A 26,072-nucleotide genomic window follows, 5' to 3' on the forward strand; every position below is an offset into this window, starting at 1 on the left:
TATGTAATGCTACCCTCGATTTTTTAATTTTAAAGCATATACAGTTTTATGAAGACAGAAGATTTTTTATCAGACGACTTTCTGAAGCAGTTTAAAACAGCAGATCAGTTAAAACGATTTTCTTGCCCAGATTCAGAAGCGGGGCATTGAAAAGATGTTGGAAGGAGAGCTAGATAGCCATTTTGGGTTATGATAAGCATGAACACAATGAAAGTAGCAATAGCCGTAACGGTTACGGGAAAAAGAAGATTAAGACCAGTTACGGGGAATCTGAAATTAGGGTGCCCAGAGATCGTGATGCCAGTTTTAACCCCATGATTGTACCTAAACGAGAAGGAATGGCTCAAGGTTTGGAAGAGGTAATTGTGTCCTTTTATGTGTGAATACTAGGACTACGGTTGACAGAGCAAATATACATTTTGAACTGAATTTTAAATCTGTTTTAAGGGGAAGGCGCTGCTGCCGCGCCATTCCCCTTACCCCATCCCGGCAGGGGTTTCAAACAATGGCTACGTTTTAGATTGTAGTCGTTCTCTAAGTATTTCGTAGGGTGTTTTGCCCTTCAGTGCAGCATTAGGTCTATGGCAGTTATAGAAATTCTCCCACTCCTGTTATTTCTTATTGATGTCGATGTCATCTGTGTAGTCAAGCAGTTGGTAAAACTCTTGTTGATCGGTCAAATGGGACCGTTCTACTTTTCCGTTTAAATGTGGACTAGCTTTCCTGATATACACATGTTGAATGCCTAAATCTTCGCAATGCCAATGAAATTGCGCCTGAAATTCATGCCCGTTATCGGTTTGAATAGTATGAATCCGGAATGGAAATTTGTTCCGTATGTAGTCTACAAATTGAATTGCGCAGCTCTGATTATGTTTACTATATATTTTCAGAGCCCGAGCTCTTGTTGCGTCATCAATCGCCGTATATTGGAAGCGCTTAACTTCCTTCCCAGAGGACTTATCAGTAAAAGATAAAAATTTAACATCGACCTGGATTCTATGTCCCGGCACCTGTTTTTCGTATCTTTTAAATTGTTCCATGGATCTTTTCCGCTGATTTTGCGGCAATTTATTAAGCCCATTTCTTTTAAGAACATTATATACTCCTGCAGGAGAAACAGCAATATCATGGTAACGTTTCATATACCATGATATCCGTAATTGTCCCAAATGATAGGTGGTTCTTAAGTGTATAATCTGAGCTTCAATATCAGCTGCAATACGTAGCTTCGGATTTTCAGGACAGGGTTTACTATTAACTAAGGTGCTTTCTCCTTCACTTTCATAGTCTTTCTTCCATTTATAGTAGGTTTCCCTGGATATACCAAAGTATCGACAGGTTTTTGATACATTCCCTGACGCTTGGCCATGTTGAATTATTCTAAGCTTTCTACGAATATCTGATAGTTCCTTTGGACTCATATATAGACATTTGATTGACAAGATAAAAACTGTCAACCAAAGTCATGATTTCCATAAATTATTATCCTGATTCCCCGATTTTTAAGTTTACACACTTATTGAAATAGTCCCAAAAATCCAAAGGTTAACACTTAGTATACTTTAATCAGTCCGCGCAACTCAACCCCCAATTTAAACCATCATAGAGACTATCACATCTCCCTTACCAATGCTTACTAAATTCGAACATTATTACCGCAGAAGAGCCATCCCATTGCTTTCGCAAACAATAAGACGGCTCTTATAAATTATTAGTTAATAAACATAACTAAGAGATCTAATGAAATCATTAATGCAAATAATCCTCATAGATCACTTCTCAATTAATCATTAACGTTAACTCTAACTGTACAAGTTGTGGTAGCAGAGTTAAATGTTGATGAGTATGGAGTGATTGCTCCTGCAGCTGCCGGAGTACGTAACAATTGTACAGGAATAACACAACCTGCAACTTCTTCACCCTGAATCACAGTGGTACCAAGTGAATAGAAAGTTTTCAATTGCCTATTAGCTTTGAATGCTAATGCACCACCTATAACTGCGAGAAGAGCAACAGCTGTTAATGCGAATTTTGCTTGTTTCATAATGATAGATGCTTTTTAAAATCAAAAAGCTAAACTTTGCTTTTTATGAAAAATGCCTACTCGTTTATAATGGTTTTCGGCTTCGCCATTTTTTGGTCGATTTCTCTTGCAAGTATTCAATCGGCCTATTTTGCGCAAAAATTTACTCTTGACTAACTTGTCTTAGCTGATCAGACGCCACCCCGCCGAAAAAACCGGCATTTAATCTTTTACCTTTATCATAAATGGCAATAAAGGGCACCTGTACTATTCTAAAGTATTCAGAAAACCGAATATCATAGTCCAACCCAACTATAATGTTCTCATATCTTTCGAGATGATTCTTATTATAAAACAATTTCATTTCTCTATGGCTATAAGGAGTTACTAAATAAAATTGAATATGTTTAAGCCTCGTTATATTATTTATAATAGTATCCATTTCAGACTGACAATAAGGGCAATATGGACTGAAATAGAACAGCACTGTAGGCTTTCCGTTGGGAATTGACGAAAGATTGATCTTAGTTATACTATCAGAAAGCAGTATACTTATACTTGGCAGTAACTCGCCCTCTCGTCCAGTTATAACTGATTTCGCATAGCCTCTTTTCCGATTATTTATCAGTGAATATCCCCCCAGACTCATATATAAAGATAGCCCCACTAGAAGCATCGCCGCAACAATAACATACATTCGTTTCATGATAATTACTTAAATTACTCAAATCGATATAGTACTATACAGTAAGATTTTCCGGCTTTGTAGTCTCTGTCAAATATTCTTCCTGTACGACAGATATACTCTTAGCAGCTTTCACTAAATAGTCAACCAACAAAAAAGTATACGACAATGAGACCAGAATAGGAAACAACTGAAACCTAAGAGCTATGGGCGATGCAAAAACACTAAAACCAAAATTAATTATCCATAAAGTCACCACAAGTATTAGCCCTCTTTTCAATTGAAAATGTTGCTTATAACCTCCTAATAATATAAAACTTATTGTACTCATTACAAGAACAACATTCATAGTACCTACTAAAACGGGATAGAAATCCAATGTATTTACCTTAAAATCCTTAAAATGACATTTCAGTTTAGTGCTTTTATAGTCAAACCAAACCTTTGCAGCTTGATTAACGCTATCTACGCCAGTACTATAATGATCAAGAAATTCAACTGGTGGCGCATAATATTTTATAGCATTTGGCACTAAATAATACTTGGCAAACTCATAAGGATAAGATTTAATCAAAAACGAACCGTACTCTTTCATTATTGGTGCAAGAGTTGCCCACTTCTTTAACGCAGATGCCGTGGAATCATTCTTAAACTGACTTTCCATATACTTGGAAAGTGGTGAATTAGGATCCCACATGTAAACAGTGCTCGCAATCAATGCTTCTGATGGGTGTGTCCGTATATCTCTACTGGAATCAAAATAGTGTCGAACCATATTATCCAACATACGGAGAGATACAGGTACGTCTCTCCTATCTGCGCTATCGACATATCTGTATGCATATAACGCATTATTTGCCATCTGCCATCCGGTAAATGGCGTAAATTGTCTAAATCCGCTAATTGCTTTATACTTTACGCTTGTGACTTGTATAAAAAATCCTATAAGGAGAAGACTTATACAGAATCCAACAATATTCATTATCATTCTTCTCCTAGTTAATAGTAGCGATATCACTCCAACAGCAGGATAAAACAGTGCATTATATCGTACGGTGAATGCGACAAAAAGAACTAGTGAATTTATAATGATTAACCTATTAGTAGGTCTATTCATTATCCAAATTAACAAAGTAAACCAAATTAGACTTAATGAAAGAAAGAAAGCATCACTTGAAATGTAATTCGCAAGATAAAGGTAGACAGGATTAACCAACATGAATACGAACAAAGAAATCTTTGTAAATCTAGATGGTTCATAAAAATAAAACATGGTAAACACAAGTCCGAGGCTAGCACATTGCAAGAGTAGATATTGCAGCCCAACAACCGCTAAATCTGAATGAGTAAAAACGCTTATTAACCTAAGAAATTTAGAATAACCAATGGGATAAGTATTTACGGTAAAATTATGGTATGCTGTCTCAATATATATATAAGAGTCTCCATTTATAAATCCCGCAAATGGATAAAAGAACTTGAAAGCAACGAATTGGACAACAACAATAGGGATAGCAATTCTAGCAAACCACCTATTTTTGGGATGTTTGAAAATATACTCAAACATACTAAGTTGTAACTTAGCATCGACATTACCATTCATTTGTGTTTCACCTGTGCTTACACTATTAACTAACATTTTCGATATAATTTATTACAACAATTCCCTACAAATATTATCAGTTGATATAACAATCTTTAACATCGGCTATAATGTTACCTCCACATAATTTCTAAATCATGCCCTAAACCATTTTTATGCGGAGGACACATAAATGCATTGTAAATCTTCACTTATAATTCGTAGTTCTTTCACTTAAATATAAGTGAAAGATAACCACTTTAGTTACATAGAAACTAGACCTTATTGTAAAAACCAACATCAATTTTCAATTTAAGTAGACCTAAAAGATAAACGGAGGTACAATGATTAAAAAGATAATTAATAGAGTGTCGGCACAAATATAGTTTGAGCTAATTCCGTATTAACCTGTGTACATATAATACAACGGAGTTCATAGAAAAAAAAGAGAGCTAGACAACAGGGCAAAGCACTACAATTCAAGATCAATTCTAGCAGGGAATTGGCGTTTCATTTTCTCCATCCGGATTGTAAAAAAAAGAAGTTATTACCGACATGGTATAATTTATTTGAGGGTTCGATTCAATTACTCATAACTAACAATAATAAAACTACATTGAATTGGATAGAGCTACTTACTTATCATTAGTCAAATCAAAATTAAATCCAACCACTGCTATCTCCATACAGCGAAACATTTTTCTTAAAAAATTCATCTCCTCTAAACGACAAACAAAGACCTATATAAATACTGCAATACAGATGCATTCAAAATATTCATCTTACATGATATTGGAAATCCCCATTATGAAGCAGTTAATAATGCTATTATTAATAGTTGTGTCAACCTTACATTCTTCGGCACAAAAACCTCATCAATTAGTAATTAAAGGTCGCATAACTGACAAGGAAACCCAAGACAATCTGTCGTCTGCAACAATAACATTACTGTACGCTAAGGATTCCTCCAAAGCAGGCCTATCATTCACTAATAAAGAGGGATTTTTTATAATTGATAGCCTTACACCTACGAACTTTATACTGCTCGTATCATTTATTGGATACGAAAAATTATTATATTCATTGCATGCCTCATCCACTGACACTCTTATAAACATAGGGACAATTGGAATAAAACGAACTGGGCTAACATTAACAGAAGTTAAGATTGTAGAAGCTAGAATACCTCTACGAATTTCAAGGGATACAATGGAATATAATGCAAATTATTTTGAAACCAAAGACAATGCGTTGGTCGAAGATCTATTTAGATTATTACCTGGCGTACAGATCGACAAAGACGGTACAATTAGTGTGAATGGAGAGCCTGTGAAAAGCATTATGATAAACGGCCGACCCATTTTCAGTGGTGGTGATAATAGAATTATTAGTAAGAACTTGCAAGCAGACTTAATCGATAGGGTCCAACTAATAGATAGGAAAACAAACAGACAAGATTTCAATGGTTTGAGTTCCAATCAACCAGATAAAGTAATTAATCTTACAATTAAGAAAAGCAAACAAAATTTAATCTCTGGAGAGATTTCAGGCGCTTACGGCACGGCCAACCGATTCTCCACCAAGCTAAGTCTTAGTCGATTCAAAGGTGAAGAGCAGCTTCTATTGCTAGGTAACGGCGACAACACCAACGGTGCTATAGAGACCCAAACGACTAGTGTTGGGGGCATTCAAGAGAATTGGAGTGGAGCTGGGAACTATAGTAGCAGAATCAACAAGAATACGACAATAAGCGCAAGCTATATAGCGAATAACAATATAAGCGAAACTCAACGGAACAGTGCAAGAAAAAATATAGTAAGCGATACAAGCTTGCTAATTCAACAGAAATCAAGCAGCAATAATAAAGATAGAAATCAAGCACTAACAACACAAATAGAATACCAAATTGACAGTCTACAAAATATAATTATCTCAAATCAACTCACACTTTTTAAAACAGATAATAACTTCACTAATAGATTTAATTCACTGGGGAATTATGCTCAAGTACTAGGCAACGGAACTTTTAAGACTATGGACGAAAATAATACCATAACAACGTTTACAGGCCTAAACTATGAAAAGAAATTTAATAAAAACAGACGTCTCCTTAATATTAGTATAAGTTATAGTAAAAGCGTATCAAAGCAGATTGGATACAACATATCAAATAGCCTCTACTATCCAAATAGCGGAGAAACTATCTCGGACACGCTTGATCAACGTTCTATTATCAACACACAAAACGAACAACTATTTGTCATGGCTACTTATACTGAACCCTTACACAACTATGGAGCCATAAGTTTTATGATTGGTGAAGATCGGGTAAAAGGCTCATTAAATAAAACAATATTAGACTACAATAATATGACAAAACTATATGATAAAGCAAATGACAGTCTAAGCAATATATTCGTCACTGTTCCAATTCACCATTACGCCAAGTTAAATTGGCTGGTCAAAAAAGAAAAATTCGACTACTCTGTATCCCTAGCTGCACTATACTTCAGTATGGAGAATAAAGATAATAGTGTAAGTAACATTTATTCGACTAATGTTCTTGCCTTACTACCAGAAGCAACTATCAACTTCATACCGATGAATAATCGAAAATTAAAGTTCTTATATAGAAAAAGTATCGAATTCCCGCAAGCATCTCAATTACAGCAAACTCCAGATTATAGCGACCCTTTAAATATAAAACGTGGAAATCCAATGTTAAAACCCATCACTTTCCACGATTTGCAATTCAACTATAACTCTATTAACATTTCCACATTGCGAACACTCACCATTGCTGCAAGTGGAAAATTCATAATCAATCAGATAATCAATCTCTCAACCTTTGATTCCATTGGTCGTCAAACTACTAAACCAGTCAATTTAAATGGCAACTATCTTCTTGAACTAAACATTAATAACTATCTACCATTCAAGAAGCAACACTTTGGCGTTAATCTAAATACAAAAGGCAGCCTGAAAAGGTCTCTAAGTGTTGTAAATGGAAAGGAATCTATAAGTAATCAAACATCCCTAACTCAAGTGATAAATTTCCGATATACTCGAAAAATTTACGAATGCGCAATAACAGCTAGCATAAACTATAACAATCTAAGCTACAATAACAATAAGGAACTTAAGGAAAATTATATTAGTAGTGGCCTATCGCTTGCGAACCGTCTAAATCTCCCATACGGAATAAATTTGAACTCTAATCTTATAGTTGCATGGACAACTGGAAGAATGGAGGGATACAATGGGAGTCCACTAATGTTAAATACCTCGATTAGCAAATCAATATTCAATAACAGACAAGGACTTATAAAAATCCAAGGGTTTGATGTACTAAAACAAAATATAAGTTATAATCGCATCATTCAAGACAACTATATTGAAGATACTAACACTAATGGATTGGAACGCTTTTTCACTATTGGGTTTTCCTATTTCTTAGGCAAGAATAAATAAATAGACTTCGTTCCAATAATATAATTAAAATTAAAATCAATTCATACTTCGTCTTGATACTATCTCATAAACTGTGTAAGTCATAAAAATCGGGGTATTTGACCTCGATTCTTTAATTTTAAAGCATATACAGTTTTATGAAGACAGAAGATTTTTTATCAGACGACTTTCTGAAGCAGTTTAAAACAGCAGATCAGTTAAAACGATTTTCTTGCCCAGATTCAGAAGCGGGGCATTGAAAAGATGTTGGAAGGAGAGCTAGATAGCCATTTTGGGTTATGATAAGCATGAACACAATGAAAGTAGCAATAGCCGTAACGGTTACGGGAAAAAGAAGATTAAGACCAGTTACGGGGAATCTGAAATTAGGGTGCCCAGAGATCGTGATGCCAGTTTTAACCCCATGATTGTACCTAAACGAGAAGGAATGGCTCAAGGTTTGGAAGAGGTAATTGTGTCCTTTTATGCCAAGGGTATGAGCGTATCAGACATAGAAGAGCAAATAAGGGAAGTATATAAATTTGATGTTTCCACGGCCACAAATCAGAAAATATACCAAAAACAAGCTATCCTTCCCTACAGACGAAGCGGTGCTAAATCTGTATACCTGGCTTTAAGGGAAGTATCAAAAAAAAGGACCATGCCCATTAGAAACTGGGGCATGATCCTAAATCAGTTTTTAACTATTTTTGATAAAAGGGTGAGAATCTAATTATTATCCTGATTCCCCGATTTTTAAGTTTACACACTTATTGAATAGTCCCTTCGTCTCCAATACTAACTTCTAAGTCTTCACAAACTTTTTTCTCAGCAAGCCAACTTAATAACATCATTATTAAGGCCCCTCATATAAACGCACAACATTCAAAAAACATTTGCGTCTACTTTTTCTAAAGCTTTACAATCAAGATCTCAAAGCCTAATATCATCGGCCAAAAGTTGAAAAGTTTATGTCGATACATCTTGATTATAGTTTCAAATTTTATCTATGCAGATCAATTAACAACCCATTTCCAGGAGTCTTTATATTTAGATCCAATTTATATGGATCTTCTTTCCCCCTGTTTTTTGCAGGCACACCCTTTGTCATCCATTTCGGGGCAGCTTTGCCCTTTAAATAGTGATCGAAAAATTGAGATAAGCGTATACTAAAGTCCTGAGCAGCCTCTCCCAGTACTCCGTGATTAGCATCGGTATATTCTAATAGCCACACCTTCTTTCCTAGACGACGTAAGGCAGTAAACAATTCAATCGCCTGAGAAAATGAGCTAATGCCGTCATCACTAGTGTGCATCAGTAATAATGGAGTAGTTACCTTATCAGCATTGAAAATTGAAGAGTTTTTAATATACTGCTCAGGTTTTTGCCATAGAGTCCCCCCCATTCTACCTTGGCCAGCCTCAAAATAATTCTGTAAACTAATATATCTACCTGGAACATCCCCATAGGCACTAATCATATCCGACATCGAGGAGGAAGAATAGGCCGCTGCAAACAGACTAGTATGTGTAACTAAATAATTAGTTTGTATACCACCAAAACTACAACCTCCAATTCCCATTTTCTGGGCGTCAACAAAGGGCAAAGTTGACAAATAGTTCGCCGCGGAAACAACTGCATCATATGTGCCTTGCATCGGATCGCCAATAGCATAGTCAATATCTGGAGTAAAAACCAAATAGCCATTACTAACGAAAGTGGGTATATTCATATTACAGCAACCCGATATATTCTCAGGAATTAAATAGGCATTTAGTGCAAAAGATTTTTTTTCATAGTAATAAAATATAACTGGATATTTCAAACCGGGGTTAAAATTATCAGGTTTATATAATACCCCTTGAATTGAAGAACCATCCGCTTTCTTCCAACTATGTAATTCTGTCGTGTACCAATTATACGACTTCTCAGGACGAATTGCACTTTGAGAAATAAAGGATCTAAAATCTGAAGTGAAGAAATAATTGGGAGACTCCGCAGCCCTCATTCGCATGACAATGTATTTACTTGCATTCCTTGCTTTAATAGGAGCAACACCATTATTCTCAACGTAGGGATTATCAATTAATTGGTAAATGCAGTCCCCCATTGTTAATTTTTCCGGATCTCCCTTACTGCCTATTATTTTTTTGAAAAACCCGTTCTTCTTACTATATATATCCAGTGCATTCAGAATTAATGTATCCTTGGCTGTATAAGCAGCTCCTGGAAAGGCAGAGAGTCCCATATAATAAATAATACCATGCTTCAACCCATAACCGTTAGTTAGATTTACAGAAGGATTCTTTCCCAGTGGATCAATCATCCAAATATCATACTTATCATAAACTAATATCGCAGAATCTCTCTCCAACCAACCTAAAATACCTCTCGGAGTCTTAATTAAATCTTCCTTGAACGAATTAATCCAGGAGACATCCAAACCTGCAGTTATATTACGATATATTCCAGTCGACATTTCATAACTAAAATAGCTTGCCGAATCACTATCATAGTAAACCACAAATCGGCCCTCATCCGACAAATTAATAGTTACCACGCCTTTAGGCCTCAGAAGAGTGTTAGTATTTCTCTGAATAGACCTCACGTAATAAGAAATCTGAGCAGCGGTATTCCATTTCCATTCGTAACTATCAGCATCTCCCGACATATGCTGCACTAAAAACGTATTATCATCTAAACTCTTGTTTAAAATCCATTCATTCTCATGACCGATCTGAATAATACTCTTATCCACCAAGCTCACTGCAAACAAAAATTCAGCAGTTTCTTTGCCATCCACAATCTGAGCCGACTGTAGCTTCTCATCCAAATAACTCCAAACATGCACTGTCGAGTTTGTCATTCTACTTACATCTATATTCTCGATTTTTTTTACCGTAAAGAAAACGTATTTACCATCCTTACTTAAACCTGACAAACTATTTATAACAAACGACCTGTCACCTCCAATCGAGTCGACATCAACCACGAACGTTGGTGATAAGGCGCCCTTCTTATAATACATTATAGACTTACCTTTCCCATTTTCATCTGATAGCATAAACGCTAATTGAGTAGCAGATGAATTTAATACTAACTTAGATAGCCCTTTTCCTTTCCATATCCTCATAATACCACCATCCATTACCTGTACCACCCGCAATGCTTCCGAAAAACCACTACTATCCCTTTCAATACTCTCTAGGATCAATACTTTCCCGTCCTCACTAAAGAAATAGTTCCTTACCGAATCAAAAGGTCTTGTATCGCCACTTTTAAGATTACGCAGCACTACCGATTTCTGTGAAGCATTTCCATACGCGATCCATTCCCCATTCTTTACGGAAGGTACCTTAACAGATTTGACAAAAGGTATCTTCTCAAAGTAAGAATGCCCCAATTTTATCATGCATAAGGTGTCATTAAAAACAAAGAAAGCCATCCTACTATCTCCTGTAAATTGAATGCTTCTAATACCTTGAATTCTAATTTCCCAACTACCTTTGCATTCTTTCAAAATTGTAATGTCGTTAAACTTGATATCGTTTCTAATAAAATAGGACATAAACTTACCATCATCAGTGATCTTTGCGCCATCGACAAAAGTCCACTTATTATAGGCCATAGAATCTATGACAGGTTTATCATTAGAGGAAGGATGATCCTTCTTTTCTAACGGAACAGTCTGTCCATAATTAATTAGTGAAGAAAAAACAAAAACTATAGCTAAGAAAATTCCTCTCATATAAACATTTTTCTATTTACTAATTAATAATATATAATAAGATGGTTTCACACTAAATGAAATTAATGGAATAAACCAAGTTAAATTAGCACTTGACAATGTGATATAATTGCAGCCCGCATACGGCATATATGATATTAGATTAAAATGACCTGTTTGTCTAAAGTGAACTCCAAACAATATAGCATACTCTATACACGAGTTAATATCTAAAGTACTATCTGCCTTTAGAATATATTATATTAAAAAATATATTTTCAATACAAATATGACTGGCCTGAATAGTACGACTATAACAATTTGCGTGTAATATTTAATACAAGAGCAAATTCCAAACCTGGTATCAAACTATACTGTATGACTAAAATGCATTTAGGAGTGTTGACATCAAAACTTCCCTTGATAATCGCAATACTAACCGGTATTTGTTATTCAACCTCGACAATGGGCGAAGGGGAACGTCAAATATCTAAAGTGACGTTATCAGCCAATAATATCCCTCTTGAAAAGGCATTTAAGAAAATTCAAAAACAAACTGGAATCAAGATATATAATAATGTTCACGAGACATTCCTAAATGAACAAAAAAAAGTTACAGTTAACTTCAAGCAGGCGGACATAAGAGAAGTAATGACCTTTTTGTTAATTGATAAAGAAAATCTCTTCTTCACTCTAAACAATAACGAAATTCATATTCTTAGAGAAAGATCAAATTTATCGATAAATAAATTTGATACAATACCAAACATATTTCAATTGATTGGTAAAATACTAGACAAGGATGGTAATCCAATACCTGGGGTGTCGATAAAGCTAAAGAGTAATAATCAAGGTACGATTTCAAACTCTGATGGAACATTCCGGCTACCTAAAGTTGACAAAGGAAGTGTTATTGTAATAACTTCTATTGGATTTGAATCAAAAGAAATCGTAATTATTAAGAATAATATCTTAGTTCAACTCAATACATACACAAATCTACTTGATGAAAAGGTTGTCATTGCTTATGGGAGTACAACTAAGAGATTAAATACAGGAAACATAAGTAGTTTGAAAGCAACTGACATAGAAAGACAACCAGTTGGCAACCCATTAAATGCCCTCCAAGGACGTGTCCCCGGCATTTATATACAACAATCAAATGGATTACCTGGATCAGGAGTAACTGTTCGTATCCAGGGAGTAAATAGCATCTCAAGCGGCAATGATCCTTTCTATGTTGTTGATGGGGTGCCATATGTATCCCAATTGCTTCCTATTTATAATACTATAACTGGTGGATCAGGTGTAAACGGTGTTTCGGGCAATCCTTTAAGTTACTTAAACTCCGCCGATATTGAAAGTATTGAAATACTAAAAGACGCAGACGCCACAGCAATATATGGATCCAGAGCTGCAAACGGAGCAGTGTTGATAACAACCAAAAAAGGAAAATCCGGTCCTACAAGAATAAATATTATGTTTCAAAGTGGATGGGCAAAAGTGTCAAAAAGAATAGACCTCTTAGATACTGAAGATTATCTTGCGATGAGACGAGAAGCAATAAAAAATGACGGTAACACCATTTCTCCATTTGACTACGATCTAAATGGGACTTGGGATACAATGCGCAATGTAAATTGGCAAAAAGAACTCATTGGAAAATCCGCGCAATATACTGACGCGCAATTAAATATATCCGGAGGTAATGCTTTAACTCAATTTCTATTGGGAGGAGGATACCATAGAGAGACAACTGTCTATCCAGGCTCTTTCTCTGACACAAAAGCGTCGCTTCACTTAAATTTAAGCGGTAATTCTCTCAATCAAAAATTCAAAATTCAGTTCACTGGTTCCTTTATTTTCGATGACAATAAATTGCCTTTAAATGACTTGACTACAAGCGCGATCACATTAGCTCCCAATGCCCCTAAGCCATATAATTCAGACGGAACTATCAACTGGATGCCAACTGCGACTGGAGCCAGTTCTTTTTCAGCAAATCCATTTGCTTCGACAGCACTAAACAGTACCAACAAAACATCAAATCTAATTGGGAACGCTGTTCTTAGTTATGAATTGCTTCCTGGTTTGATAATTAAAAGTAGTTTTGGTTTTAACAATCTATTAACTGATGAAATAACCAAAAGCCCGAATTCAATTTACCAGCCGGAGTATCAACCAGATATTTCAAATGCATCAGTTTTTATAAAGAATAAAATTAGTTCCTGGATCGTAGAGCCACAAATAGAATACAAAACGAAGATAAGTAAAGGCATCTTAAACATTCTAATTGGCAGCTCACTAACACAACAAAATAGCGACCAACAAAATGTCTTAGCACTTGGGTTCAGCAATGAACTTGTAATGGAGGATTTAAGTTCCGCCACAAGCTTAACAGGAAGTAGCATCAACGCCGTATACAAATATAACGCCATATATAGTAGAGTCACTTATAATTGGCTCGATAAATACATACTTAATCTTACATCAAGACGTGACGGTAGTTCTCGATTTGGACCAGAAAATCAATTTCATAATTTCGGGGCTGTGGGTGCAGCCTGGATCTTCTCCCAAGAACCTTTCATACAATCTAAAATCCCATTTTTAAGCTTTGGAAAACTAAGAGGTAGCTTTGGTAGCACTGGAAATGATCAAATAGGTGATTATAGATTCATGGACATATATCAGCCACTTTATGTGACAGGAAATGCGTATCAAAATATAATTGGACTTTCTCCTAGCAGAATAACGAATCCATACCTGCAATGGGAGAAAACTAGGAAACTTCAAATTGGGATGGAACTTGGTCTTTCAAAAGATAGGATTCTACTTACTGTAAATTACAATCAAAATCGCTCCAATAATCAGTTAACACAAGCACGTCTACCAAGCATTACTGGCTTTACCGGAATAACCCGCAATTTTCCAGCTGTAATACAAAACACCGGTTGGGAATTATCACTCACCACAACCAATATAAAAAAGGATCATTTCTATTGGACTTCAAATTTTAACATAACGATTCCAAAGAATCAGTTGCGTTCATACTACGGAAGAGACAAAAACAATTCGATATATATTGGAAAGCCCCTATCGACTATCGCATATTATAATTATGCAGGATTAAATGACACCACAGGCGTCTATCAATTCATAGATACAAAGGGAAATATAACGATAAGCCCTTCAGATCCAATTGATAAAACTGTTGCACTAAATACGGATCCAAAATTATATGGTGGCTTGCAAAATAGCTTTAATTATAAAGGATTTACCATGGATATCTTCTTAATGTTTGCGAAAAGAACAACTATAGACGATGTTACTTATGGTTTAAGAAACATCGCTTATCCAGGTACATTCAATGGAGGCGCCGGTAACCAATCAACTACCGTTCTAAATCGTTGGCAAAAGACTGGTGACAAAGCTCAAATACAGCCTTATAGCGCGGAGCATTACGAGAACTTAGATTACATAAAGTATAGCAGTGCTATTCTAACAGACGCATCCTTTATTAGCCTCAGAAACATCTCTATTTCATGGCAATTCCCTGACCATTTGAACAGAATTCTACATATTATTAATGCAAAAGTGTTTCTAAATGCTCAAAATATCCTTACCGTCACAAACTATAAAGGATTCAATCCTGAAAGCGGATTATCGCTCCCACCATTAAGAACAGTTACTATAGGAGCACAAATAACACTCTAATCTATCCTCACCATAAAATACAAGAAGATGTATTCAATGCTAAATCCCATTAACAAAGCGACATTTTTATTTCTCCTTTCAGCCCATATAATGATCATTATAACTCAAACGAGTTGTCAAAAATTGATCGAAGTCGATGCGCCAACCACCAGCATAACTGCAGATAACGTATACACTAATAATCTCACAGCGTCAGCCGTTTTAACAGGCATTTATTCTAGAATTAGTATGAATAGCATAACGGGAAATGATCTATCAGCAATTGGATTAATAACAGGACTAGCTGGAGATGAGCTAACTCTATATGCTGGTGCCAAAGATGTACGATTGAGAGCATACTATCAAAACAATCTGGCTACCATTACCTCACGAATAGATTTTTGGGCCAATATCTATAACGAAATATATATTGCAAATTTATCAATTGAGAGGCTAAATAACTCCTTTTCGCTAACACCTGGGGTTAGACAGCAACTATTAGGGGAAGCAAAATTCATAAGAGCATTTTGCAATTTTTATTTAGTAAATCTATACGGCGATATTCCATTAGTGACAACTTCCAATTATGCTGTAAATAGTACCTTACCGCGTGCCCCAATATCGCAAGTATGGATGCAAATTATATCAGATCTTAAAGATGCCAAAATTTTGCTTTCTAATGATTATGTCGATGGTACTCTACTAAAAAAAAGTATTGAACGTATTAGACCAAATAAATGGGCCGCTACCGCACTATTAGCAAGAAGTTATTTATATACAAACGACTGGGTAAATGCGGAAATAGAATCCACTGAAATCATAAACAATACAACATTATACAATTTAGACTCTTTGAACAATACATTCCTAATGAATAGTCGCGAAGCAATTTGGCAATTACAACCAGTCAATTTTGCTTCAAACACGGAGGATGCTAAAGTTTATATACTTCCACGTAGTGGACCATCTTCATCTAGGCCAGTATATCTCAGCCCACAACTATTAAATAGCTTTGAAGCCAATGACCGAAGAAAAACGTTATGGATTGATTCTGTATTAATTACTGGCATGCCCTATCACTTTGTATTCAAGTACAAATCTGGCGCTCTTAATGCTCCGTTAACAGAGTACAATACAATATTCCGTCTAGGAGAACAATATCTTATAAGAGCAGAAGCACGAGCACAACAAAACAAGATCGCCGGTTCACGTGCTGACTTAAATATCATTCGTATAAGAGCTTGGCTAGATGAATCAAAATTAAATCAAAAATCTGCATTACTCTCCAGCATTTATCATGAGAGGCAGGTAGAGCTATTTACTGAATGGGGACATAGGTGGCTAGATATGAAGAGGATTCATATTGTGGATACCGTAATGAGGAATGTGACTCCATTGAAAGGAGGATCATGGAATCTAAACTGGGAATTGTTCCCTATTCCATCAAACGATATACTTACAAATGGAAATCTATCTCAAAATACAGGATATTAATATGCCACCCGTGTAGTACACTTAAAATTTAAAAATAGACTGTATTCACATACTTACAATTTCTGGATAAATTATTGACTGATGAGAAAAAAAAATTTTATAGCCGGACTCCTGATTTTAATCTCTTCACCCTGCTATACTCAGGATAAAACACCCATATCTACTAGCTATCAAATGTCTCCTATCCACATGCAAACTAGGTGGGCAAAAGAAGTGAACCCGAATAATGTATTGAAAGAATATCCTAGGCCTTTACTTAAACGTCGAAAATGGCAGAACTTAAATGGACTTTGGGAATACTCCATTACAGACTCAACAACAACTTTGCCTGCCAATTTTGAAGGAAGAATATTGGTACCCTATCCTGTCGAATCTGCCCTTTCAGGTGTACAAAAAAAACTATTTCCTGAGATGCGTTTATGGTACAGGAAAATAATCCAAAAACCGGCCATAAAAGGTAATGACCGTATTATATTAAATTTTGGCGCCGTAGACTGGCAAGCAACAATCTTTATAAACAAAAAACAAATCGGAACGCATACAGGAGGCTATCAAAGTTTCTCGTTTGACATTACCGATTTACTAAAGCCAGACAACAACGAAATTTTAGTAAAAGTATTCGATCCCAGTGACAAGGGGCCCAATCCTCATGGAAAACAAGTTCTTAATCCGACGAATATATATTATACTTCATCAAGTGGTATCTGGCAAACGGTATGGTTGGAAACTGTTCCAGCTATGTATATAGCAAATATAAAAACTACTCCAGATATAGACAAAAGTACTTTAGCTCTAAGCATCACAACAAAAGGGAAAATAGAAAATACAAGGCTTGAAATTACTACATCAGCAAATGACAAAGTAGTAAGCATCCAAAAATTTCCAATAACCAATAATCAGGGAAATTATACACTTACAATACCTAAGGCTAAATTATGGTCTCCCGACGATCCATTCCTGTATGATCTTACTGTAAAACTCATAAAGAAAAATAAAATAATTGATGAGGTAGAGAGCTATTTCGGAATGAGAAAAATAAACATTCAAAAGGATGAAAAAGGTGCAGATCGTATTTTTTTAAATAATAAGTATACGTATAACCTTGGGATTCTCGACCAAGGATTCTGGCCTGAAGGATTATATACCGCCCCAACGGATGAGGCATTAGCATTTGATATTAAAACCATAAAATCGTTAGGTTTTAACACCATACGAAAACATATAAAAGTTGAACCAGAGAGATGGTACTACCACGCAGATAAAATTGGTATGCTAGTTTGGCAAGACTTTGTAAATCCACCTCATGGATACCCCAAAGGCTATGATTCTATTTTTGAAAAAGAAACACAGGAAACAATAGATCAATTACATGACCATCCCAGCATTATTACATGGGTTCTATTTAATGAGCGATGGGGGGCATATGATCAAAAAAGGCTAACAGAATGGGTAAAAAAATATGATCCAAGCAGGATAATCAACGGACATTCTGGCGAATTGCTTTATGTAAACAATCAACTTCGTGCACCTGCTGATGATCCGTGGATTGGTAGTGATATGACGGATGTGCATTCATATCCAGATCCAATAAATGCTCCTCCCTTGCCCAATAAGGCTCGTGTAATTGGTGAATTTGGTGGTGTGGGTGTACCTGTTCCTGGTCATGAATGGGACGATATGCAGGGCTGGGGCTATATACAAGTCACTCCGGAAGAACTAAAAACTAAGTATATCCATATGACAAGTGAGCTTAAGAAATTGGAGGTCGCTGGTCTAAGCGCTTCCATTTATACCCAACCTTTTGATGTTGAGGGAGAGGAGAATGGCCTACTTACCTATGACAGAGAGATAATTAAGATTCCTGTTACAGAATTGAGAGCCATCAACCAAGAACTGGTAAAACAAACCAAAGGATTTGCAATAGATCCAAGTTTCGTTATTGCAACGAATATAAATATAAACGACAATGATAGTCGCTATGAGTCACTAATTGATGATTATAAAAAAGGGGGAAGAGATTCTGCTTTTCTAAGAAGACTTATACTAATATCCATACGCAAAAAAGATCAATCAACAACTACCCTAATAGGGAACAATTATATCAGCATTTTGACGAATCCTTTTTCCAAGGATAACTTAACTTTTATTAGAAGAATAACAAAGACCAGTAAAGATAGAGGTTTTCAACTTTTCATAGAGCAACCCAGGAAAGTAGATTCGTTCCTCTGGGAAACTGCGGCAATAAGTAAAGTAAAATCAATAATCGACGCAGAGGAAATAGCTCCTTATAAAACAAACCCTGATTGGGAGACCATAGAGCAACGAGTGACAAGTAAATATGGTAAAGTTGGTGAAGAATTAGTACTTGGCAAACGAATGTTATATTACGGCGTGGAGTCAAGCCATAAAGATTGGAATATTTATGCAAAATACTACACATTATATTTTAAGTTAGCATTGGAACGACCAGAATATGATATTAATAACTTTTCATGGCTCATTTTCGAACATTGCAACGACCTAAAGACTTTGGATTTTGCAATTGATGTTATGAAATATGCAATTGAAAAATGGGACCAATCACCTGAGGCATTCGATACATATGCTCATCTGCTTCATAAAACAAATAGATCTAATGAAGCTATACCATGGGAAGAAAAAGCACTAAAGCTAAAGAAAGGAACTCCCGACGAAAAAGTCTACGCCGAAACTCTTCAAAAAATGAAAGCCGGCCTCCCTACCTGGCCACAAAATAATTAAACTCTACGCGGTGTAAGTGGGTGGATGGTTTACACCCCTTACGCACTCATGTGTCGGTCGCTAATATTCCTATTAGTGACCCATTTTTTCTCAAAATCACACTCAAAATGTCAAATAAATTATTTTTTCATATTCATAGTACGTAAGGGAATTCGCATGTGTACTATATATGATTAACCTTAAAAAAAGACGAAAGCAAAATATTAAGATACAAAACTGAATAGGCCAGATTGAAATAGTTTGTTGCTATCCTATAAAAACACTTCAGTCGAGCCCGGTCAGCAGGCAAAACAATAACAGACATTTTTACACCACTTTCACAAAAAAAATAATGTTATGAAAGCGCCCAGTAATCTCCCGCGTATACCTTTAAGAATCGATGAAGATGACCAGGATTTCATCTCTATTGAAAGTTTACCCCCGGAATATCAGCACCTGGCCATGCCGGCTGCTAAAATCTCTTTCAGAAGTGATGACTATGTGGATATCATCAGCCAGACGATAAAGTTTGGCCGGTTCACACTCCGTACGCATGAAGTATTCAATAAGGAACATCCCATTATGCTGGTTCCTTATACAAAAATTGAGCTACTGGCCCTGCATTTTATGGCTGGCGGCGAAATAGTAGCAGAGCTCACCGACCAGGGGCCGTATATGATGGCCAAAAGGGAAATGACCTTATTCAAGCTGGAGCCCAGCGCCCATAAGGCGCCCATGAATCCCTGGGACAATATGTTCAGCTTCCATATTAACATCACACCGGAAGACCTGATGGAGCTGGCACTGGAATACCCCGAACTGGCGGCAATAGTTAAGAAAACATCCAAAAAAGGCAGTGCGCCCATCAACGCAGAGCCGTATCATATCAACCTGGCGTGTACAGACCTGATTGATGCCATCTGCAACTGTAAGTTTGTAGGCAAACAGGCCGAAATATTTATGCACCGGTGCTGCCTGGAGCTGTACTTCAATTTTGCGGCGCAGGATAAACTGGAGGATGAGCCCATGCGGGTGTTCCCGTTATATGTATCTGAAAAATTAGAGGAATCCATTAAATACCTGGTGAACGTCACCAACGAAAAGTTTTCCATGGCTAAAATGGCGGTACTGCTGGACCTCGGCACACAGGAATTGAGAGAAGCCTTCGTTAATAGCTTTTTTATGACGCCGGAACACTTCCACTTCCAACGCCAGATGATCCAGGCATATAGCACCGTCATCACTTCTCCCGATCCCCCTGAAAAAATTTGTACTTCTATAGCAATGAACAATGCAGACGAATTCACTACCCTGTTTGAATCCTATTTTAACTGTTCCATCGCTATCATTCGAAGTAGTCAATGAAGAGATTGAATATCCCCATTTTTGGTTTTTTAGGTTATTAGTATGCCGGATCAATCCTGATCCGGCAATCACTTGTCCCTCAAAATAACCCTTGCTTTTTGCCGTCAGAGAAAGATTCCTTAAATTCCTTTTTCTTTCTCACCGCTAAAAGCAAGGGTTATGTCATTTCAGCAACGTACCATCTTTATTACCGGCGCAAGCCGCGGCATAGGCAAAGCCATTGCGCTGCGACTGGCCAGCCGGGGAGCTAATATTATCATTGCCGCCAAAAGCGTGGAAGAAGATCCAAGACTGGGAGGAACCATCTACTCCGCCGCTGCTGAAGTAGAAGCCGCTGGTGGTAAAGCACTCGCCGTGCAGGTAGATATCCGGGAAGAAACACAGATAGCCGCCGCCGTGCAACAGGGCGTCGAAAAATTCGGTGGAATTGATGTAGTGATCAACAACGCATCCGCCATCCAGCTCACCAATACAGAAGAAACACCCGCCAAACGTTTCGACCTCATGTACAATATCAACGTACGCGGCACCTTCCTCGTAACACAACACTGCCTCCCCTACCTGAAAAAAGGAAATAATCCGCATATCCTTACGCTGTCGCCACCAGTGAACCTGGACCCAAGATGGTTTGGACCACACGTAGCCTATACCATCAGCAAATACAATATGAGCATGCTGGCCATGGGCTGGGCCAATGAACTGGAGAAATACAACATTGCCTCCAACGCATTATGGCCTGCCACCACCATTGCTACGGCGGCAGTAAAAAACCTGCTGGGAGGCGATTCGCTGATTAACAAAAGCCGTACCCCGGAAATTATTGCCGACGCGGTGGAATATATATTGCAACAGCCCTCGTCATACACAGGAAATACATTGATTGATGAAGATGTGCTGAAAGCGATGGGGATCACCAACTTCGATAAATATGCAGTAGTGCCGGGCGGCAAGCTGCAGCGGGATTTGTTCCTGTCTTAAAAAAAATGGCCCGGTAAAACAACTTTACCGGGCTTTTCCCCCTCCCTACTCCGGGAATATGCGCGGCATATCCCTGAAAATAAATTGTTTGTATAACTGATCTGCAACAGGATAAATATCATCGGGAATAGCCACCGTTTCCCCATACTCCGACGTTTTATACAATGCGCACCGGATAGCACGCCAGCAATGAGATGTTTTATCATATAACAGCGCTTCCATAGTGGCCTGTTGATCCTGCATAATGGTATCCTGGAACACCAGGCTGTAATCATTCCAGGAGGCTTTCACGGTTTCATCATCGGAGAACTTCAGCCAGTGACGCACATGCGGCGTTACTTTTTCCCACTCTCTTAAACGGATTAATATAGCTACCAGGCTGTGTACATGATCCATCACATGCGGATCCAGGTCAACAGCCCGGCGGGCGAACTTCGCAGCCAGATCCATCCGGGTATTCAGTAAATACAGGCACCAGGCTACCCGGTTCAAATCACGGGCCGGCAGGCGGAGATAATTGTAATTGAGCTGTTGCTCCATAAACAACAACAGGGAAACCGCAATGGACGTTTCTCCCTGATCTACCAGGAAACGCAGGTAAGAAATTTTTGCCTGCAGCAAATCGTAGCTACTCCCCTTCTGATCTACCGCCTGCTGGTACCAGGTATGCGCCAGCTGGTAATCCGTAAGACTTTCCGCATACAACTCCGCCAGTGCGCACATAGGCTGGCATTGGTCGCTGCCGGGAGCCGACATGGCGGCTTTATACAGCTTTTCCGCCTCCGCATATTCCCCGGTTTCTTTATAACAATGCCCTACCAGGAGTTGTAAGAAAGATACCTGCTGCACAGATGCCGGCGCATGTTTAAACACCGCTATCGCCGCTTCATAGCGACGCTGGTCCGATAATACTTTGACCAGGTGGTGACAGGTAGTTACACAGTCGGGTACATTTTGCAGGTGCTGGCTCCAGAGAACGGCAGCAGTGTGATAGTCTTTTGCCAGGTAGTAAATTGCCGCCAGCTCCTTCTGTACATTAAACGCAGAGAACTCAAATTTCTCCGCCCACTCCAAACCATTATTCAACAAAGAAAGATTGCCCGTTTGCGCTGCCACGGCGTGCAATGCATCCAGGTAAACTTTTGCCAGTATATCGCCCTGGGGAAAATAGTCATCAGATAAGGTAAAAGCCCGCTCAAAATAGTGAACAGCCATCCGTGGTTCGCCCAGCGCATAATGGCTGTATGCCAGTATTAAGTAGAAGGAAATTTGTTCCTGCTGTTGCCGCTGGTTTCCCTGCACGGCTTCAAGGTAGGCAATGTCCGTTTTTTCCAGCATGCCTGCTGGCCGGGGAGCCTTATGCTTTTTATTCAGCCGCTGCAGAAATGCCGGTAAATTTTTTAGGATTACCTGGAGTGATGCTTCTTTCATAACGATTGGGGTTAGTATCCTTGCCGCGCGCCACACGTGCAAATAATAATACACTCCCATCAGGCAGAAGGTACCATTACATAGATCACCTCCCCGCATAACTCCCCGCCGACGACGTCACCGGCCGCCGGTTCACCACATGCAGCAAATACTCACCGGAACCGGTTTCCATGATATACCGCCCTTCTTTATACCTCTTCTCTATCGCCACAGCCACTCCATTTACGGTAACATCTGAAGTGGATTCTGCGGGCGCATAAATAGTAGCGCGGCAATTGGCAGGTATCCGCACCCGGAGTGTAAACGTGTTATCTTCCTTCTTCCAGTCGCTCACAATTTCCCCATAGGGAGAAAGGTAGCTGGCTTTGGCGAAGGTAACATCACCCACCGGTTCCGGGCGGATCACGATATCGTGGAAGGCAACGCTGCCGGGCGCCGGGCGGATGCCGGCAAGGCCGCTGTAAAACCATTCCATCAGGTGGCCGAGCATAAAATGATTGTTGGAAGCATCACGGTAGGCTTGCCACGATTCGGTAAGCGCAGTGGCGCCTTTGGCGAGTTGCAGCCCATAGCCGGGAACATCGCTGCGACTGTTCATATCAAAGATTACATCTGAGCGGCCTTCGTCGTCGAGCACGCGGAGCAGGTAGCGGTAACCGATATCGCCGGCAGTGATACTGTTGTTATGCTGACGGATATCTGCCACGATGTTTTCCACTACGCCGGCTTTATAACGGGGATCTGTCAGCTGCATGAATACCGACATGGCGTTGGCGGTTTGACTGCCCGTAGCATATTGTTTGGTGCTGTCGTTGAAGAAGGCGCGGTTATAGGCCTGCTTTACGGCTTCGCTTTGCGCTTCGTACTTTTGTGCGTCTGCCGTTTTTCCTAGTACGGTAGCCACTTTCGACAGAATGCTGAGATCATAATAGTATATAGCCGTAGCCGTTATACCCTTTGGCGTGAGTTGTGATTCGCCGGGGAATTTGGGGCCAATGTCGTACCAGTCGCCCAGGCCGTGTGACAGAATATGATGATTTGATTTTTGCGAGAGATAGTTTACGTAGCGGGTCATCATCGGGTAACTTTCTTCCAGCACCGATTTATCGCCGTACCATTGATACATATACCAGGGCAGGATGATGCCGTTGCTGCCCCATTCCGGCGAGTCGCGGAAGCCGTCATCGAATTGCACATACTCCGGTGCGATGTCGGGGATCAGGCCATCTGCAGTTTGTGCATGGATCATATCCCGTACTACTTTCCGGCAAAGTGCGGCAATATCGTAATTGTAACGGATAGAACTGCCTACCAGGTGCGCTTCTTCCAGCCATCCCAGTTTTTCGCGGTGCGGGCAATCGGTAAACACGCTTGCCGTGTTGCTGCGGATGGCCCAGTCGATCAGCTTAAAGGTTTTATTAAACAATTCATTGGAGCAGCTGAATTGCCCGATGGTGGGCGCTGCATTGCGGGTATGCAGGCTATACAGTGTTTGTATTTCCGGTAACCCGGCAGGATTGCTTTTGCCGGCAGGCACGGCGCCATCGATTTGGATATACCGGAAGCCATAGTACATAAACTGCGGCTGCCAGGATTCTGTACCTGTTCCCTTTAAAGTATAATTAAAAAATACCGGGCTGCCTACGGCAGATTGATCTGCCAGGCCCTTTTCGGTGATCAGTTCCGCCGGCGTGATACGTACTACCATTCCTTTTTTCCCTTTCAGGGAGATGGCAGGAATAGCAGACGCATTTTGCCCCATATCGTATACCCAGGTGTTAGTACCGGTTTGTGTTATTTTAAGCGGCGTAAAGCGGTCGAATATTTTCAGGGGAGCGGCGGTTTGCGCTTCCAGCTGCGGCGGACCGGTTACCGTTACGGCGGGCCGCCAGGAAGCATCGTCAAAGGAGGGGGTGTCCCATCCTGGTTGTTCCAGGGTGGCATTGTAATCTTCCCCGCCGTAGATGCTGGAAAAAGTTACTGGGCCCGGGGCGGCTTTCCAGGTGGTGTCGCTGATAATATTTTCCGCGGTGCCATCATTGTATTGCAGATGCAACCGGCAAATGAGTTGGGGGTAACCGAAGGCGCCGGTGAGTTTACGGTATCTTTCGCCGGGCACATAAAAAAAACCGTTGCCCAGCATTACACCGAGTGCATTGGTACCGGTGTGCAATTGTTCCGTAACATCAAAGGTAACATAGAGGGCATGCTGATCATATTTTGTCCAGCCGGGATCGAGGAAATGATCGCCTGTTTTTTTTCCGTTGAGATGAAGATCAAACTGACCCAGTCCGCTGATATAAACAATGGCCTTTTGCAGTGGTTTGGCGATATTGAATTCTTTTCTCAGCAGCGGCAATACGTCTTTCCGGTGCCGGTATTTGGGGTCGTTGTCGTTGGTAATGGCGGGGACGATGCGAGCCGTATCCGGCATTTTCTCATAACCAATCCATTGCGCCTGCTGCCAGTCGTGCGGAGAAAACAGGCCCGTATGCCACTGTGCAATGTCACTCCATGCCGAAGGCTTTCCGTGCTGATCCCATACCATTACTTTCCAGTAGTAGGTGGTAGCGGGCAGCAGTGATTTGCCGTTGTACAGTACCTGCACCGACTGGTCCGACGGTACCTTTTTAGAATCCCAGATGCGTCCGCGGTTTTGATCCAGTGCGGCGGGATTATCCGCTACCAATACGCGGTAGGCGGTTTGCCGGATGTTGGTGCCTTTACTTTGCAGTTGCCAGCTGAGCGCGGGGTGCAGGGCATCTATGCCCATGGGATTGTCCTGGTATTCACATAGCAGGTGTTGCAATGAAACAGATTGCGCAACAATGGTATGGGTAGTACCCAGGAGCAGCAACAAGAGCCATGATTTCATCATCGTCAACTGTTTTTGATATCGGTT

The 26,072-nt window shown here is 39.2% G+C and carries 14 protein-coding genes and 1 pseudogene; 8 read left to right on the top strand and 7 right to left on the bottom strand.

Features of this window, described 5'->3' with window-relative positions; genetic code table 11:
- The first annotated feature begins 182 nt into the window (after window positions 1-182).
- Window positions 183-383, top strand: a complete 201-nt coding sequence (locus AB6805_RS03645) for a transposase (protein ID WP_370908098.1) — start codon at window positions 183-185, stop codon at window positions 381-383.
- 126 nt (window positions 384-509) lie between these two features.
- Here AB6805_RS03645 and AB6805_RS03650 read toward each other — a convergent pair.
- The 4 genes and pseudogenes from AB6805_RS03650 to AB6805_RS03665 form a co-directional block, all read right to left on the bottom strand.
- Window positions 510-1,424 (bottom strand): annotated as a pseudogene (locus tag AB6805_RS03650) (IS481 family transposase).
- A 362-nt stretch (window positions 1,425-1,786) separates the two neighbouring features.
- Window positions 1,787-2,047 carry a hypothetical protein gene (locus AB6805_RS03655; RefSeq protein WP_370908097.1) on the bottom strand — a complete coding sequence of 87 codons (261 nt, stop codon included), beginning with the start codon at window positions 2,045-2,047 and terminating at the stop codon, window positions 1,787-1,789.
- Between the two features lie 142 nt (window positions 2,048-2,189).
- Window positions 2,190-2,732, bottom strand: a complete 543-nt coding sequence (locus AB6805_RS03660) for a TlpA family protein disulfide reductase (RefSeq protein WP_370908096.1) — start codon at window positions 2,730-2,732, stop codon at window positions 2,190-2,192.
- A 34-nt stretch (window positions 2,733-2,766) separates the two neighbouring features.
- Window positions 2,767-4,350, bottom strand: coding sequence for a hypothetical protein (locus AB6805_RS03665; RefSeq protein WP_370908095.1), 1,584 nt, complete (start codon window positions 4,348-4,350; stop codon window positions 2,767-2,769).
- A 750-nt stretch (window positions 4,351-5,100) separates the two neighbouring features.
- On the opposite strand from AB6805_RS03665, the gene AB6805_RS03670 reads away from it, so the two are divergent.
- Together AB6805_RS03670 and AB6805_RS03675 are read left to right on the top strand one after the other, a co-directional pair.
- Window positions 5,101-7,764 carry an outer membrane beta-barrel protein gene (locus AB6805_RS03670; RefSeq protein WP_370908094.1) on the top strand — a complete coding sequence of 888 codons (2,664 nt, stop codon included), beginning with the start codon at window positions 5,101-5,103 and terminating at the stop codon, window positions 7,762-7,764.
- A 271-nt stretch (window positions 7,765-8,035) separates the two neighbouring features.
- Entirely contained in the window at window positions 8,036-8,476 is a 441-nt protein-coding gene (locus tag AB6805_RS03675; protein WP_370908099.1) for a transposase, read from the top strand.
- Window positions 8,477-8,746: 270 nt separating this feature from the next.
- Here AB6805_RS03675 and AB6805_RS03680 read toward each other — a convergent pair whose 3' ends face one another.
- Window positions 8,747-11,491 carry an alpha/beta hydrolase family protein gene (locus AB6805_RS03680; RefSeq protein WP_370908100.1) on the bottom strand — a complete coding sequence of 915 codons (2,745 nt, stop codon included), beginning with the start codon at window positions 11,489-11,491 and terminating at the stop codon, window positions 8,747-8,749.
- 357 nt (window positions 11,492-11,848) lie between these two features.
- Here AB6805_RS03680 and AB6805_RS03685 point away from each other — a divergent pair, with 357 nt between their 5' ends.
- The 5 genes from AB6805_RS03685 to AB6805_RS03705 all read left to right on the top strand — a co-directional run bounded on the left by AB6805_RS03685 (window position 11,849) and on the right by AB6805_RS03705 (window position 21,739).
- Complete coding sequence (locus AB6805_RS03685; RefSeq protein ID WP_370908101.1) at window positions 11,849-15,184, top strand: SusC/RagA family TonB-linked outer membrane protein; 3,336 nt, start codon at window positions 11,849-11,851, stop codon at window positions 15,182-15,184.
- A 27-nt stretch (window positions 15,185-15,211) separates the two neighbouring features.
- Window positions 15,212-16,657: a RagB/SusD family nutrient uptake outer membrane protein gene (locus tag AB6805_RS03690; RefSeq protein WP_370908102.1), complete on the top strand. Its 1,446-nt coding sequence runs from the start codon at window positions 15,212-15,214 to the stop codon at window positions 16,655-16,657.
- Between the two features lie 81 nt (window positions 16,658-16,738).
- Window positions 16,739-19,417 (top strand): sugar-binding domain-containing protein, encoded by a 2,679-nt coding sequence (locus AB6805_RS03695; protein ID WP_370908103.1) that lies wholly within the window; start codon window positions 16,739-16,741, stop codon window positions 19,415-19,417.
- Between the two features lie 336 nt (window positions 19,418-19,753).
- Window positions 19,754-20,761 (top strand): hypothetical protein, encoded by a 1,008-nt coding sequence (locus tag AB6805_RS03700; protein WP_370908104.1) that lies wholly within the window; start codon window positions 19,754-19,756, stop codon window positions 20,759-20,761.
- A 159-nt stretch (window positions 20,762-20,920) separates the two neighbouring features.
- A complete protein-coding gene (locus AB6805_RS03705) occupies window positions 20,921-21,739 on the top strand; it encodes an SDR family oxidoreductase (protein ID WP_370908105.1) in 819 nt (272 codons plus the stop codon).
- Between the two features lie 45 nt (window positions 21,740-21,784).
- On the opposite strand, the gene AB6805_RS03710 is transcribed toward AB6805_RS03705, so the two are convergent.
- Together AB6805_RS03710 and AB6805_RS03715 are read right to left on the bottom strand one after the other, a co-directional pair.
- Window positions 21,785-23,170, bottom strand: coding sequence for a hypothetical protein (locus tag AB6805_RS03710; protein ID WP_370908106.1), 1,386 nt, complete (start codon window positions 23,168-23,170; stop codon window positions 21,785-21,787).
- Between the two features lie 85 nt (window positions 23,171-23,255).
- Window positions 23,256-26,048 (bottom strand): family 78 glycoside hydrolase catalytic domain, encoded by a 2,793-nt coding sequence (locus tag AB6805_RS03715; RefSeq protein ID WP_370908107.1) that lies wholly within the window; start codon window positions 26,046-26,048, stop codon window positions 23,256-23,258.
- Window positions 26,049-26,072 lie beyond the last annotated feature (24 nt).

Origin of the sequence: Chitinophaga sp. RCC_12, assembly GCF_041360695.1 — a bacterium.
Lineage (GTDB): Bacteria > Bacteroidota > Bacteroidia > Chitinophagales > Chitinophagaceae > Chitinophaga.

What these genes read in the sequence shown, in the direction of transcription:
- AB6805_RS03680 (WP_370908100.1), bottom strand. Translation starts at nt 11,491, where the DNA reads ATGAGAGGAATTTTCTTAGCTATAGTTTTTGTTTTTTCTTCACTAATT.
- AB6805_RS03690 (WP_370908102.1), top strand. Translation starts at nt 15,212, where the DNA reads ATGTATTCAATGCTAAATCCCATTAACAAAGCGACATTTTTATTTCTC.
- AB6805_RS03665 (WP_370908095.1), bottom strand. Translation starts at nt 4,350, where the DNA reads ATGTTAGTTAATAGTGTAAGCACAGGTGAAACACAAATGAATGGTAAT.
- AB6805_RS03715 (WP_370908107.1), bottom strand. Translation starts at nt 26,048, where the DNA reads ATGATGAAATCATGGCTCTTGTTGCTGCTCCTGGGTACTACCCATACC.
- AB6805_RS03705 (WP_370908105.1), top strand. Translation starts at nt 20,921, where the DNA reads ATGTCATTTCAGCAACGTACCATCTTTATTACCGGCGCAAGCCGCGGC.
- AB6805_RS03655 (WP_370908097.1), bottom strand. Translation starts at nt 2,047, where the DNA reads ATGAAACAAGCAAAATTCGCATTAACAGCTGTTGCTCTTCTCGCAGTT.
- AB6805_RS03695 (WP_370908103.1), top strand. Translation starts at nt 16,739, where the DNA reads ATGAGAAAAAAAAATTTTATAGCCGGACTCCTGATTTTAATCTCTTCA.
- AB6805_RS03685 (WP_370908101.1), top strand. Translation starts at nt 11,849, where the DNA reads ATGACTAAAATGCATTTAGGAGTGTTGACATCAAAACTTCCCTTGATA.
- AB6805_RS03700 (WP_370908104.1), top strand. Translation starts at nt 19,754, where the DNA reads ATGAAAGCGCCCAGTAATCTCCCGCGTATACCTTTAAGAATCGATGAA.
- AB6805_RS03660 (WP_370908096.1), bottom strand. Translation starts at nt 2,732, where the DNA reads ATGAAACGAATGTATGTTATTGTTGCGGCGATGCTTCTAGTGGGGCTA.
- AB6805_RS03710 (WP_370908106.1), bottom strand. Translation starts at nt 23,170, where the DNA reads ATGAAAGAAGCATCACTCCAGGTAATCCTAAAAAATTTACCGGCATTT.
- AB6805_RS03670 (WP_370908094.1), top strand. Translation starts at nt 5,101, where the DNA reads ATGAAGCAGTTAATAATGCTATTATTAATAGTTGTGTCAACCTTACAT.